Annotated in this window: 13 protein-coding genes; 7 read left to right on the top strand and 6 right to left on the bottom strand. The window is 63.9% G+C overall.

Going from position 1 to position 12,662, the window contains the following annotated elements; all coding sequences use genetic code 11:
* Positions 1-124: 124 nt before the first annotated feature.
* The 5 genes from ACX3OW_RS04195 to ACX3OW_RS04175 all read left to right on the top strand — a co-directional run bounded on the left by ACX3OW_RS04195 (position 125) and on the right by ACX3OW_RS04175 (position 5,014).
* Positions 125-1,159: a LacI family transcriptional regulator gene (locus ACX3OW_RS04195; protein ID WP_459094474.1), complete on the top strand. Its 1,035-nt coding sequence runs from the start codon at positions 125-127 to the stop codon at positions 1,157-1,159.
* A 192-nt stretch (positions 1,160-1,351) separates the two neighbouring features.
* Entirely contained in the window at positions 1,352-1,993 is a 642-nt protein-coding gene (locus ACX3OW_RS04190) for a TetR/AcrR family transcriptional regulator (protein ID WP_459094473.1), read from the top strand.
* The gene (locus ACX3OW_RS04185; RefSeq protein WP_459094472.1) at positions 1,990-2,937 is read left to right on the top strand and encodes an HlyD family secretion protein; all 948 of its coding nucleotides are present in this window, start codon (positions 1,990-1,992) and stop codon (positions 2,935-2,937) included. The genes ACX3OW_RS04190 and ACX3OW_RS04185 overlap by 4 nt, the downstream gene beginning before the upstream one ends.
* On the top strand, positions 2,934-3,881 hold the full coding sequence (locus ACX3OW_RS04180; protein ID WP_459094471.1) for an ABC transporter ATP-binding protein: 948 nt from the start codon (positions 2,934-2,936) through the stop codon (positions 3,879-3,881). Before ACX3OW_RS04185 ends, ACX3OW_RS04180 begins: the two co-directional genes overlap by 4 nt.
* Positions 3,878-5,014 (top strand): ABC transporter permease, encoded by a 1,137-nt coding sequence (locus tag ACX3OW_RS04175; RefSeq protein WP_459094470.1) that lies wholly within the window; start codon positions 3,878-3,880, stop codon positions 5,012-5,014. Before ACX3OW_RS04180 ends, ACX3OW_RS04175 begins: the two co-directional genes overlap by 4 nt.
* A gap of 51 nt (positions 5,015-5,065) precedes the next feature.
* On the opposite strand, the gene ACX3OW_RS04170 is transcribed toward ACX3OW_RS04175, so the two are convergent.
* The 4 genes from ACX3OW_RS04170 to ACX3OW_RS04155 are packed head-to-tail and all read right to left on the bottom strand — an operon-like array spanning position 5,066 to position 9,591.
* Positions 5,066-6,139 carry an NAD/NADP octopine/nopaline dehydrogenase family protein gene (locus ACX3OW_RS04170; protein ID WP_459094469.1) on the bottom strand — a complete coding sequence of 358 codons (1,074 nt, stop codon included), beginning with the start codon at positions 6,137-6,139 and terminating at the stop codon, positions 5,066-5,068.
* Positions 6,140-6,164: 25 nt separating this feature from the next.
* Positions 6,165-7,256: a hypothetical protein gene (locus tag ACX3OW_RS04165; RefSeq protein ID WP_459094468.1), complete on the bottom strand. Its 1,092-nt coding sequence runs from the start codon at positions 7,254-7,256 to the stop codon at positions 6,165-6,167.
* A 28-nt stretch (positions 7,257-7,284) separates the two neighbouring features.
* Positions 7,285-8,421, bottom strand: a complete 1,137-nt coding sequence (locus tag ACX3OW_RS04160; protein ID WP_459094467.1) for a M24 family metallopeptidase — start codon at positions 8,419-8,421, stop codon at positions 7,285-7,287.
* Positions 8,422-8,430: 9 nt separating this feature from the next.
* On the bottom strand, positions 8,431-9,591 hold the full coding sequence (locus ACX3OW_RS04155; protein WP_459094466.1) for a mandelate racemase/muconate lactonizing enzyme family protein: 1,161 nt from the start codon (positions 9,589-9,591) through the stop codon (positions 8,431-8,433).
* Positions 9,592-9,753: 162 nt separating this feature from the next.
* Between ACX3OW_RS04155 and ACX3OW_RS04150 the strand changes: the two genes are divergently transcribed.
* Positions 9,754-10,476, top strand: a complete 723-nt coding sequence (locus tag ACX3OW_RS04150) for an aspartate/glutamate racemase family protein (protein WP_459094465.1) — start codon at positions 9,754-9,756, stop codon at positions 10,474-10,476.
* Between the two features lie 72 nt (positions 10,477-10,548).
* Here the strand turns inward: ACX3OW_RS04150 and ACX3OW_RS04145 are convergent, their stop codons facing one another.
* A complete protein-coding gene (locus ACX3OW_RS04145; protein ID WP_459094464.1) occupies positions 10,549-10,899 on the bottom strand; it encodes a RidA family protein in 351 nt (116 codons plus the stop codon).
* A gap of 188 nt (positions 10,900-11,087) precedes the next feature.
* Between ACX3OW_RS04145 and ACX3OW_RS04140 the strand changes: the two genes are divergently transcribed.
* Complete coding sequence (locus tag ACX3OW_RS04140) at positions 11,088-11,813, top strand: GntR family transcriptional regulator (RefSeq protein ID WP_459094463.1); 726 nt, start codon at positions 11,088-11,090, stop codon at positions 11,811-11,813.
* A gap of 4 nt (positions 11,814-11,817) precedes the next feature.
* Here ACX3OW_RS04140 and ACX3OW_RS04135 read toward each other — a convergent pair whose 3' ends face one another.
* Positions 11,818-12,600: an SDR family NAD(P)-dependent oxidoreductase gene (locus ACX3OW_RS04135; RefSeq protein WP_459094462.1), complete on the bottom strand. Its 783-nt coding sequence runs from the start codon at positions 12,598-12,600 to the stop codon at positions 11,818-11,820.
* Positions 12,601-12,662: the final 62 nt, after the last annotated feature.

The raw sequence follows: 12,662 nt of genomic DNA, 5'->3' as shown, positions 1-12,662 counted from the left end.
AATTTACGTATATATTCCCGCTCGTTAGAGTTCTGCAATCGTTTCAGAAAACGCCTGCTTGCCACAATATCGTTGCAAAATTTGCGGTATTTGGTTTCGCCGGCGGCCAGTGTAAAACCATCACATGAGCAGCAAGATCATCGCAGACAGCAAAACACGGGCGGCGGGCCAGCGGGTCACGCTGCGCACCATCGCGGAAGTGACGGGACTAAGCCTGTCGACGGTATCGCTGTCGCTGCGCGGCGGCACCACGCTGAAGCAGGAAACCCGCGACAAGGTGGCCGAGGCCGCCAAGGCGCTGGGCTATATTCCCGACCGCGCCGGGGTACGCCTGCGCACCGGCAAGACCAATGTCATAGCGCTGGTGCTGGACGGGGCCGAGGACTCGATCGACTTCGCCCGGCAGATGATCCAGGGCATCGGGCACGCCATCAAGGGCACGCGCTATCATCTGACGGTGATCCCCGAATTCGAGCGGCACCACTCGGCCGAAACCATCCGCTATATTCTGGATAACCGCACCGCCGATGGCGTGGTCATCACCCATACCGGGCCGCGCGACAAGCGCGTGCAGATGATGATCGATGCGGACTTTCCCTTTGTCAGCCATGGGCGCACCGAGTTTTACACGCCGCACCCCTATCATGACTTCCATTCCGAGGTGTTCGCCGCCATGGCGGTGGAGCGGCTGGCCAGCAAGGGCTGTCAGCGCGCCATGCTGGTGATCGGCGATGACAGCACCACCAATTACCACAATATCGTCACCGCCTTTCACCGGGCGACGGCGCGGGCCGGGCTGGAGGCGCGGGTGCTCGAAGGCACCCAGGGCCTGCCACCGGCCGAAATCCGCAAGCTCGGGCTCGATCTGGCCGGCCAGCCCGACCGGCCGGACGGCATTATCTGCGACAGCGAAATGCGCACCATCGCGCTGGTCGGCGGCTTGCAGGAAGGCGGGCTGGTGCTGGGGCGCGACGTGCAGCTGATCTACAAGCAGACCTCGGGCATTCTGCCGACGCTGTTTCCCAGCATGGACAGTATCCGCGAGGACGTGTTCGCCGCCGGGGGCGAGCTGACCCATCTGCTGCTGCGACGTATCGAAGGCAGCGACAGCGCCAGCCTGCAATCGCTCTCCGAACCGCAGCCGCATTGGCGCGGCTGACGCATTAGGCTCCATCGTCACTCAGGGAAAGGGGCGGGATGAGGCCTCAGCAGGAACCGATAGGCTGAACCCCTCATCCGGCCCTGCGGGCCACCTTCTCCCCTCAGGGGAGAAGGGAAGAGAGGCCGCGTAGCGACGCCTATCTTGTTACTGACCGACCAGTCAGTTAGTATAAGGTGGCGAGGTGAAGCCATGAGCGAGAAGCCGCCGAAATTCAGGCGCCGGGCGGAAGCACGGCCGGATGAGGTGCTGGATGCGGCGCTGGCGCTGTTTCTGGAGCAGGGCTTTGCCGCCACCAAGGTCGAGGATGTGGCGCGGCGCGCCGGGCTCTCCAAGGGCTCGGTCTATCTGTACTTCCCCTCCAAGGACGCGCTGCTGGAAGCGATTGTGCAGCGGGCGTTGGCGCCACTGGCGGACGATGCGCTGGCGCAACTGGCCCATGTCGAGGGCGATCCGCGCGGGGTGCTGAGCCTGGTGATCGGCGGGCTGATCACGGCGATGCGCGACCCGCAGCGCATCGCCATTCCCAAGCTGATCCTGCGCGAGGCCAGCCAATTTCCGCAAATCGCCGAGATGTATAAGCGGCAGGTGCTTGACCGCGCCCTTCCCGCCGTCACCGCGCTGCTGCAGCGCGGCATGGATCAGGGCTATCTGCGGGCGCTGGATGCGGAACTAACGGTGCGGTCCATCGTTGGGCCGATCCTGGTGCATCTGTTGCTGGCCGAAGTGTTCGCCATCATGCCCAAGGATGGCCTGGCGCTGGAGCGGTTCATGCAGAACCATCTGTCGATCCTGTTCGATGGGCTGAGCGTGCGGGCGGAGGCAGGGCAATGAGTGACTGGCTCGCCGGGATTTTTGCCGTGATCATGGGGGTGCTGTCCTTCGGCCAGAGCGCGCCCGACGGCTTCACCGGCTATCTGGAGGCCGACTATATTTATGCCGCGCCGGCCATGGGTGGCCGGCTGGAGACGATCGCCGTCAGCGAGGGCGACACCATCGCGGCGGCGGCGACCTTGTTCGTGCTGCAGAGCGCCCAGCAGGAGGCCGTGGTGCGGGCGGCCGAAGCGCGCGTAGCAGCGGCACGGGCGACGCTGGACAATCTGGTGACCGGCAGCCGCAGCCAGGAAATCGACGTGATCCGCGCCAATCTGGCCAAGGCCGAGGCCGATCTGACCTTGGCGCAATCGACCCTGGCCCGCAGCCAGAAGCTGTTCGATGCCGGGTCGGCGACCGAGGCGCGGCTGGAGCAGGACCGCGCGGCCTTGACCAGCGCCCAGGCGCAAGTGAGCCAACTCAACGCGCAGGTTGCGGTGGCCGAGCTGCCGGCGCGCAATGCCCAGCAAGTGGCGGCGGAAGCCAACCTCAATGCCGCCGTCGCCGATGCGGAGCGGGCCCAGCTCGATCTCGATGATCGCATGGTGACGGCCCCGGTCGCGGGGGTGGTCGACAAGGTGTTTTTCAGCACCGGGGAAATGGTGGCGGCGGGCGCGCCGGTGCTGTCGATCCGGCCTGATGGCGCGATCAAGGCGCGGTTTTATGTTGGCGAGGCAGAGCGAGCCGGGCTGGCTGTGGGGCAACGCGTCAGCGTCAGTTGCGATAGCTGTGCGGCCGGGGTGACGGGGCGGATCAGTTCCATCGGCGCCGAACCGCAGACCACGCCGCCGGTGATCTATTCGCGCGATGAGCGGGGGCGGCTGGTGTTCGTGGCCGAGGCGGTGCTCGATGACGCCGGTACGCTGATGCCGGGACAACCGGTGACGGTCAAGGCGCTGCCATGAGCGCGGAGCCGGTCATCGCCGTTACCGGGCTGACCAAGATCTTTGGCGAGCGCATGGTGGTGGACCATTTCGACATCACCGTGCCCAAGGGCGCCATCTATGGCTTTTTGGGGCCGAACGGCTCGGGCAAGACCACGACGATCCGCATGCTGTGCGGCTTGTTGATTCCGGATGCAGGCCAGGGCAAATGCCTCGGCTTTGACGTGCTGACCCAGGCCGGGCGGATCAAGGAACAGGTCGGCTATATGACGCAGAAATTCTCGCTCTACGAGGATCTCTCGATTGCCGAAAATCTCGATTTCGTGGCGCGGATGTATGGCGTGCCCGACCGCAAGGCGCGGGTCAAACGGGCGCTGGACGAGCTGGGGCTGGCCAATCGGGCCAAGCAACTGGCCGGCACGCTGTCGGGCGGCTGGAAGCAGCGGCTGGCGCTGGCGGCCTGCCTGATCCACGATCCCAAACTGCTGCTGCTCGATGAGCCGACAGCCGGTGTCGACCCCAAGGCGCGGCGCGATTTCTGGGATGAAATCCGCCGGCTGAGCAAGGCGGGCGTCACCGTGCTGGTGTCCACCCACTATATGGACGAGGCGGTGCAGTGCGATTTCATCGCCTATATCGCCTATGGCAAGAAGCTGATCGACGGACCGGCGGCCAAAATCCCCGAAATGGTGGGGCTGACCACCTGGCGCGTCGCCGGCCCGCATCTGGGGGCGCTGGAGGAGCGGCTGAAAACCCTGCCCGGCGTGTTGCAGGTGGCCCGCTTTGGCGCGGTGCTGCATGTGTCGGGCACCGATGCGGCGGCGCTGGACGCCAGCGTCGGCGAATTGGAGACCGAGGGGACGCATCAGTGGAGCCGGCAACCGGCCGGGCTGGAAGAGGCCTTCATCTATCTGATGACCGGCGCGCAGGACAATTTCGCCACCGATAGTCCGGTGCCGACATGAACCGGTTCTTCTCCTGGTCGCGGTTTATGGCGGTGCTGCTCAAGGAATTCATCCAGATGCGGCGCGACCGCGTCACCTTCGCGATGATGATCGGGTTGCCGATCATCCAGCTGCTGCTGTTCGGCTTTGCCATCAATGCCGATCCGCGCCATCTGCCGACTTTGGTGGAAATGGGCGATGACGGACCGCTGGTGCGGGCGATTTTGAGCGGCATGGAGGTGTCGGAATATTTCGATTTCCGCGGCACGATCGAGGGCGTCGGGGCCGGTGAAGCGGCGCTGCGGCGGGGTGACGCCAATTTCGTGGTGGTGATCCCCAGGGACTTCGAGCGCGACGTGATCCGGGGGCTGCAACCGAGCATCCTGATTGCCGCCGATGCGTCGGACCCCTCGGCAGTGGGCGGGGCGATGGGGTCGATGAACGACATCATTGCCGGCGCGGTGGCGCAGGTGCTGACCGGCCCGCTGGCCGGACCGGCGGCGGCCCCGGCCCCATTCTCGGTGATCGTGCATCGCGCATATAATCCCGAGGGCAAGACCTCGACCAATATCGTGCCGGGATTGCTGGCGATCATCCTGTCGATGACCATGGTGATGATCACCGCCGTGGCCATCGTCAAGGAACGCGAGCACGGCACCATGGAAATGCTGATCGCCACGCCGGTGCGGCCAGTGGAGGTGATGCTGGGCAAAATCCTGCCCTATGTGCTGGTCGGCTATGTGCAGACGGCGGTGTTCGTGATCTCGGCCGGCATTCTGTTTCACGTGCCGTTCGAGGGGTCCGTGCTGGCGTTTTTCATCGGCTTCAACCTGTTCATCCTCGACAATCTGGCGCTGGGGTTCCTGATTTCCACCGCGGCGCGCAATCAGATGCAGGCGATGCAGCTGTCCTTCTTCACCATCCTGCCCTCGGTGCTGCTGTCCGGCTTCATGTTCCCCTTTGCCGGCATGCCGGGCTGGGCGCAGTGGCTCGGCACCATTGTGCCGGCCACCCATTTCATCGAACTGGTGCGCAAGGTGATGCTGAAAGGCGCGCAGGTCGGCGATGTTGGCACCCAATTCTGGGCACTGGGCATCATCCTGGTGCTGATCTCGATCATCGCCATGCTGCGCTACCGGCAAACGCTGGATTAGAGTTCAGCGCCCTTGGCCGGGAGGCTTAGCGGACGACGCCCGGCCCAAACACTAGCTTCCGGAGCGCTGGCGGAGTTGGGTCATGTCGGCCCCGGTGAGGCCCATTGCAGCAAGGTCGCGGCGGGGCTGATTGGGGCTGGTGGCGGTAGCGATCAGGCCCAGATGCGTCAGGGCAGACGCGACCGGGACGGGCACCTGGGCGATCTGGGCGTAGGCCAGGAAGGGCACCAGACCGAACAGGAAGTCTTCGGCGTAATAGCGATGGGCCAGGGAATCGGGCGCCTTGATCCTGCGGTTGGCCTCCCCGCTCGCAATGGCGCGATAATCGTCGCTACGGGCATCCGATGGCACCGTGCCGATAGCCTTCATTTCATCGACCACGGTGGGCAGTTGATGGCCGAACGCCAGTCCGACCGCCAGACGTTCGGCGTCAAGGGCGGCCATGATCTCAACCACGCCGGGCGTCAAACCCTCGACATAAAAGGTGAAATCGCCCTGGGTCGCCTCGACCCAGGCTGCGCCCAGAATGGCCCCTGGCGGATGCACGACCATGTTCACATTGGACAGATCGCAGGCAATCACGTCGCCGGTGTCGTAGGCGCCGGGGAAGAGACTGCACGCCAAAGCCAGCGCCGCTTCGCCGCCGGGCAAGGCCGCGGTGCGCAGGGCCTTGGCCCGCCCACTGATGTTGACGATATCGGAGGCCGACTTGCGGGCCACATAGGCCAGCGTCGAAAATTGCACGATGGGGGGCGCGGCAGCGAGGGCGAGATAGGCGGTTTCGAACTCGAAGGCACCCCCGGTGTGGCCGGGATTGAGAATGACCGGCCGCTCGGAGCCCCATCCGGCCCGTTGCAAGGCGCGGGCTACGGCGGCATGGGCCGATGTTGGCAACGCCACGATGGCCGCCTCGGCTTCGGCGATGGCGACAGCCAGATCCGTGGTGATCCGGGCCACCTGCAATCGCCCGGAGCCAAATACCCCCTCATAGCCCAGCCCATTGGCCTGCAATGGAGCAATCGTGTCGGCCGACCGGCCATAAAGTGTCACATCATGGTCGGCCAGGGTGAGTTCCACCGCCGTTGCCATACCGCCATTGCCGGCACCAATTACCACCAGACGCATGTTCGTTCTCCTTACCCGCTTGCCTTCAACCGCCCAGACGTTCGCGCAGCACGCCCAACTCCGCAGCGGCGGCTTCGACATCCTCGACGGCAAAGCCCGCCGCCAGATCGGCGCTGTGTCGGGCCAGTGCCTCCTGCGCGCGGGCCGAATAGACCACGCGGCCATTGCGGACTGTGACCCCGTCCTTTTCTTCGAACTGCCGGTTCCAGGCGATGGCGTCGGCCTCGCTGACGCCCTTGGGCAGATCGAGGGTCACGCCGTCACGATCGGCCATCACCGGATAGCCGCCGGGCCGTCCGCCCGGGCCGGGGACATGGACGCGGCGGGCGCCTTCGCCGGCCAGCGCCAGCAACACCGGCACCGCGCTGGCGCCGGAGACCAGATTGAGATCGCGATGCGGCAGCTGGATATCGCGGGTCATCGCGTCGACATCCATCAGCTCGGTATCCCCCACCCAGGCGCGCACCGGCGCGCCCTCCCGTTCGGTGCCGGGTTTGCGCCATTCAACGATGTGGCGGTGATGTCCCAGAACGCGCAGATCATTGCGCTGTCCAAGCGGCAGCCGGCTGCCGATAACCGACGAGAAAATGCCGATATTGCCGACACCCGTCGTCAGGGGTACCCCGGCGCTGGCCAGCACCTGGTTGACGCCATCGGGGTAGCAGGTATTGACGAAATGAGCGTCGAGGCCAGCCGCGCGAACGGCGTTGGCGGTCCGCCAAGCCAGCAGGGCATGAAAGGCGATGGTGCTGCCGAAACCGGCCTGGGCCACCAGGTCGGACCAAAGGCTTTCCCCATTGTCCACTCGCCACGGCGATTGCGCCGAAGCCGATTGCACCACGATCCCCGGCCGCAACCGCTGCAACGGCTCGACCAGGGTTTCGCTCGAGCTCGAATCAAGAATGGTGCTGCTGAAGCTGGCCTGGGTGCGATAATTCATGGCGCGGGCGTTGCAGGCGTCGACGAGCCATTTCAGCCGCTGGGGATTGCGGCCGCCGATGACCACGTGGAGGGGTCCTCGGGCCGCCACGGCCAGATCGCCAAGGATTATTTCCGTGAAATAGCCGGTGCCGGAAAACAGGATATCGCACTGCGATGGGCTGGGCGAACTGGTCATCGTGAACTCCTCCTCGCGCTGGGCGCATTTAGTCGATGCGGATCAATTGATCGCTGTTGGTGTAGTCGGACAGCAGCACTGCGCCATCGGCGGCGACATGCAGGACGTCCTTGTTTTGCACCCCGAAGCCATAGCCGGTGCGGTAGCAAAGCGGCTCGAAGCCGAGCACCATGTTTTCCTCGACTAGGGCGTCGCCTCCCGGCTGGCCGAGAATGGGCGTGGCGCCGAGATAGGGATCTTCGTGCAGATGCAGGCCGATGCCATGGCCGACAAAGGAAATCGGCGCCAGATTCTTGCTGGCGAGACGGGCGATGAAGTCGTTGTAGATTGCGAGGCAACTGGCGCCCGGCTTGGTCTGTTCGAGAATGCGATATTTGCAATCCACCATCAGCTGCCAGATCTCTTCCGCCATTGGCGGCGGTTCCTGCACATAGGCGGTCCGGCACACGCCGGCCTGATAGCCATCCAGAACCGAGAAAATTTCCACGCGGCAGATATCGCCGCGCTCCAGAATGCGCGTCGAGGGGCCGACATTGGGCAATTGGCTGCGCTCGCCGGTCGCCACGATCAGGAGCTTGAAATTCTCCGCTCCCAACTCATAGATCCGGCGGGTGAGGATAGCCGCGATGTCCATTTCGCTGTCGCCGGCCCGGACACCCGCCAGACTGTCGGCAATGGCCTGATCGGCAATGCGCGCCAGACGGTGGATGAGCTGGACTTCCTCGGGCGTCTTGATCTGCCGGGCGCGGGACAATTCGCGCTCCACCCCGACAAACCGGGCCTTGGGCAGATAGCTCTGTAGCCGCTGGAAATCGCCGGCCGGCAGATAATCGAGTTCAAGGCCAATCGCCGCTGACCCCAAGCCGATCTCTTCCAGAGTATCGGCGAGGATGCGCATGGCATCGTCGTGAAATTCGCGCCACACCGCCAGCGGCACACCGGGCGCGCGTCGCCCAATCGTGCTGGCCTCCATATCGACGCCGAACAGGCTGTTGCGACCATCGGCGGTCAGAATGGCCATGGCATGCCGATGCCGGATCATCGGCTGGGTCGGAACCACGAAGCCGGTCACATAGGCGAAGTTTTCCGGCGAACTGGTAATGACGGCGTCGAGCGAAAGCTGCGCCATGAACTTGGTGATTTTGTCGATAATGGGCTGACGCATGATAACTCGCTAGATTTGAACGCTGTACTGATCGACCTTGGCGGCATCGATCGAAATGCCCATGCCGGGCCCGGTGGGCACGCGGATACCGCCATCGGCGAACACCATCGGCTCGCTCAACAGGTCGTCGGTGTAGTAGATGCCGCCGATCCGCCCATTCTGGGCTTCCGCCGGCATTGAGACGGGAATGACGTTGGACAGCACCGCTGCCGGGGCGGCGGCGGCCAGATGCACATTGGCCAAATTGCCGATGCCGGTTTCCACCGAACCGTTGACATTGCAGATGATGCCGGCCGCTTCGCACACGGCCGAGACCTGCATGGCCCGGTAAAGGCCGCCGGGCTTGGTGGTGTAGATCGAGACGATCTGGGCGGCGCGCTGATTGATGATCTGGCTGACGTCGTGGGCATTCCAGGCCGATTCATCGGCCATTACGGGCGGATCGATCCGCGCTGCGACCTGAGCGATGCGTTCAATGCCCATGACGGGCTGCTCGACATAGATCAGGTTGAACTGCTCCATGCGCCGAACGGTCTGGACCGCTTCGCCGGGGGTTTTATAGCCTTCGTTGGCGTCGACGCAGAGCGCGATATCGGGGCCGACTGCTGCGCGGATGGCGCCCACGATGGCGACGTCGCGGTCCGGATTGATTCCGACTTTGATCTTGATGGTGCGAATGCCGTCGCGCACCACAGCCTTGACCTCAGTCACGGCCTCTTCGACATCGATCAGCCCGATGGAGTGCGTGACGGGCACGATCGGCCGCAGCAACCCGCCCAGCAGGACATGCACCGGGACGCCAAGCGCCTTGCCGGTGAGGTCGTAATAGGCAAAGTCCACCGCCGCCTTGGCGTAGGGATAGCCCTTGATTGCCGCGTCCATGCGCCGGTGCAGTTCAGCCGGGTGACCGACCTCCAGGCCAGCCACTGCAGGCGCGAGATACTTGGCAATGACGAGATCGACGATAGCCGTGCTCTCACCATAGTAGCGGCCAAATTCGCCGCCCCAATCCTTGAGAGCGGGTGCCTCGCCCCAACCCACGGAGCCGTCGCTGCCGGTTATTTTCACGAGCAAATACTGACCGATCGGCTCGGTCAGACCCGTCCATTTGTGGGTGCGCCGGGTCGGCAGGCGAACCAGACGGGTTTCGATCGATTGAATGGAAATCATAGATAGGCCTCACAATGTGATTACACACTGTGATCACGAAATGGAATTGTCAAGCCGACTTATGTGGCCATGCCGAGCATGCTGATGCGGTGCCTGGTGCGCTTGCCAAAACGCTCAACGCACATATAATCACATTATGTGATCACATAACTGGAAAGCCAGATGCGCATTCGTGATATCGTGCCGGTCCGCTCGCCCAAGGTCATTGCCGGCATGACCGCCCAGCGCCAGCAATGGGCCCGAGAGGGCGTCGAAATCGAGGTCGTTCCCATTGAGGAAGGGCCATTCTCGATGGAATTCGCCACCGAGGAAGTGCTCGCCGGCCCGCATATTCTCAAGGCCGTTCGTCAGGCCGAGCAGGACGGCGTCGATGCGATCGTGCTCGACTGCATGGTCGATCCGGTGCTGCGGGCGGCGCGAGAAACGGCGCAGATTCCGGTGCTCGGGCCTGGCCTGTCCGGCCTGACAATTGCCAGCCTGCTGGGCGCACGCATCGCCGTTATTGGCATGAAAAACGGTCAGCAACTGCTGGAAGAGCACATCCGAGCCTATGGCTTCGAGCGCAAGGTGGTGTCGATGCATATTGTGGATGCGCCGCCGGCCGATCTGATCGAGAGCCAGCCTTATTGCCTGAGCATTATCGAGCGCGAGATCGACGATGCGATCAACAAGCATCGCGCGGAGGTGATCCTGTTCGGCTGCACGGCCATGTCGGGCTATGTCGAGGCGCTCAGCGCGCGCTACCGCATCCCCATCGTCGAGCCGATGGCCTGCGCCATCAATCTGGCGGCAACGCTGGTCAATCTCAAATTGTCGCATAGCAAGCAATGCTACGAGACGCTGCCGCCCCGCGGCACGGCACCGGGTAGCATCCCCGTCGTCTGAGCGGACTTGGGGTCTGAGCCGGCTTGGGCCGAACCGCGCATCCTGCCGGTTCGACCCAGGCCGCCACGACAGTTAGAGCGCGGCCACAGCCCGGATCTCGATCAGCAGTTCGGGGCTGGCGAGCGGCGCGCCGACGCAGGCCCGCACCGGTTCGGCGCCGGCCACAACCCAGGCGTCATAAACCTCGTTCATGGCGCCGAAGTCGCTCATGTCAGTTAGCCAGATCATCATTTGCAGCACGTTGCTGCGCGTCGTCCCGGCTTCAGCCAGCAAGGCATCCAACTGGTCAAGGACATTGCGAGTCTGACCGGCGATGTCGGACGGGCCGCCCCGCGCCGTAATGCCCTTGGTATAGACAGTGCCATTGTGGATCGCCGCATTGCTCATGCGGGCGGTGCCGGGCAGACGCTTGATTTCAGTCACGATCAGTCTCCTGGTTAAATTGCTGAATCCGGGCTGCTCACCGCTAGCTGCGCATGGACAAATCATGGGGTCCGGGACAGTGCGCAATGGACGGAGGTGCGCTAGTCTAAACACGGCCGTCGGCGAGAATAACCTTGATCACATTGTGTCATCACATTACTAAAGGCGTCAAGCGAATGGGAAGCACTATGGAACATGATAAATCGCCCGAGGGGCTTGAGCCCTCAGGCCGCGGCAAAGTGCAGGATCGGGTTTTGGCCAGCCTGCAATATGGGCTGATGTCAGGGCTGTTCGTGCCCGGCCAGGTCATGAGCCTGCGCAAGCTGGCGACCAGCCTCGGCACCAGCCCCATGCCGGTGCGCGAAAGCCTCAGCCGCCTGGTGGCGGCCAATGCCCTGGAAGAACTGCCCAATCGCTCGGTGCGGGTGCCCAAGCTCAGCGAACGCAATCTGCTGGAATTGTTCGAGCTGCGTCGCAAGGTCGAGGGCATGGCGGCGCGCATTGCCTGCGACTATGTCAATGACGAGTTCATGGCCGCACTGCACGCCCTCAATGCCGTCGGCCGTCGCGCCCACGAACAGGGCGAGATGACCGAAGTGCTGCGGGCGAACCAGCAGTTCCATTTCACCATCTATCGCCAAATTGGCTCGGATATCCTGCTGCCGCTGATTGAGGCGCTCTGGCTGCGCTGCGGCCCGACCATGTATTTCTCGCTGAATTCGCCTGGCCTGTGGAACACGGCTTCCCACGTCGATATTCTCGAAGCATTGCAGAATCGCGATGGCGCCAGCGCCGAGATCGCGATGGCGCACGACGTCGACAAAACCGGCGACTATCTGATCGCGCAGGCCCGGGCCGGCTCAAACTCGGGCCCCTTCGCCGATTTCTCCAGCATGACCGCGCCGTTCGCCTAACCCGCTATTCAGCGGTCCAGCCGCCATCGACCAGCAATGAGGTGCCGGTCACCAGGGCCGAGGCGTCGGAGGCCAGGAACAGGATTGCGCCGGTTACATCCTCAACGCGCCCGATCCTGCCCAATTTGATCTTCGCGCGGACCTGCGCCATGGCCGCCTCATCCAAGCCATAGGAGCGGGTCAGCGGCGTATCGATAAAGGTCGGCGCCACCGCGTTCACCCTGATCTGGTCCGGCCCCAACTCCACTGCCAGCGCCTTGGTCAGCCCTTCAATGGCAAATTTTGAGGTGGCATAGAGGGAGCGGTTGGCGGCGCCAACATGGCCCAGCTGCGACGACATCTGAATAATGGAGCCCGGCTGCCCGGCGCGGCGCAGTCGGTCGGCGACCGCTTGCGCCACGAAATAAGCCGCCCGCACATTGACGGCAAACAGCGCGTCGAAGTCATCGACACTCACGTCGCCGAACGCCTTGATCCGGTTGGTCGCGGCATTGCTGAGCAGGATGTCGAATGGTCCGGCCGCAGCGACGCCGGCGCGCATGGCGGCAATATCGGTGATATCGAGAGGCAGGATGTCTGCCTGGCAACCCGCCGCGACGATTGCGGCCTGCCGCAGCGTCAAATCTGCTGCCGAACGGCCGCATAGCGTCACGTGGGCTCCCGCCTCGGCCATGGCGGCAGCGGCGGCAAAGCCAATGCCCCGGCTGGCTCCGGTGATCAGGGCGCGGCGTCCGTCCAAGCGGAACGACGGCATCGGCGGCAGGGCAAGGCTGTCCAGCATGGTCATGGGGCGATCGCTATGAAGAAAACGGCCGCCGGACGGCCGATGGGGACGCCCGGCGGATCAAT

Source organism: Devosia sp. A449 (assembly GCF_054489375.1).
This window is presented reverse-complemented; position numbering and strand designations above follow the sequence as displayed.

What these genes read in the sequence shown, in the direction of transcription:
- ACX3OW_RS04170 (WP_459094469.1), bottom strand. Translation starts at nt 6,139, where the DNA reads ATGCGTCTGGTGGTAATTGGTGCCGGCAATGGCGGTATGGCAACGGCG.
- ACX3OW_RS04165 (WP_459094468.1), bottom strand. Translation starts at nt 7,256, where the DNA reads ATGACCAGTTCGCCCAGCCCATCGCAGTGCGATATCCTGTTTTCCGGC.
- ACX3OW_RS04140 (WP_459094463.1), top strand. Translation starts at nt 11,088, where the DNA reads ATGGAACATGATAAATCGCCCGAGGGGCTTGAGCCCTCAGGCCGCGGC.
- ACX3OW_RS04195 (WP_459094474.1), top strand. Translation starts at nt 125, where the DNA reads ATGAGCAGCAAGATCATCGCAGACAGCAAAACACGGGCGGCGGGCCAG.
- ACX3OW_RS04185 (WP_459094472.1), top strand. Translation starts at nt 1,990, where the DNA reads ATGAGTGACTGGCTCGCCGGGATTTTTGCCGTGATCATGGGGGTGCTG.
- ACX3OW_RS04155 (WP_459094466.1), bottom strand. Translation starts at nt 9,591, where the DNA reads ATGATTTCCATTCAATCGATCGAAACCCGTCTGGTTCGCCTGCCGACC.
- ACX3OW_RS04190 (WP_459094473.1), top strand. Translation starts at nt 1,352, where the DNA reads ATGAGCGAGAAGCCGCCGAAATTCAGGCGCCGGGCGGAAGCACGGCCG.
- ACX3OW_RS04150 (WP_459094465.1), top strand. Translation starts at nt 9,754, where the DNA reads ATGCGCATTCGTGATATCGTGCCGGTCCGCTCGCCCAAGGTCATTGCC.
- ACX3OW_RS04175 (WP_459094470.1), top strand. Translation starts at nt 3,878, where the DNA reads ATGAACCGGTTCTTCTCCTGGTCGCGGTTTATGGCGGTGCTGCTCAAG.
- ACX3OW_RS04180 (WP_459094471.1), top strand. Translation starts at nt 2,934, where the DNA reads ATGAGCGCGGAGCCGGTCATCGCCGTTACCGGGCTGACCAAGATCTTT.
- ACX3OW_RS04135 (WP_459094462.1), bottom strand. Translation starts at nt 12,600, where the DNA reads ATGACCATGCTGGACAGCCTTGCCCTGCCGCCGATGCCGTCGTTCCGC.
- ACX3OW_RS04160 (WP_459094467.1), bottom strand. Translation starts at nt 8,421, where the DNA reads ATGCGTCAGCCCATTATCGACAAAATCACCAAGTTCATGGCGCAGCTT.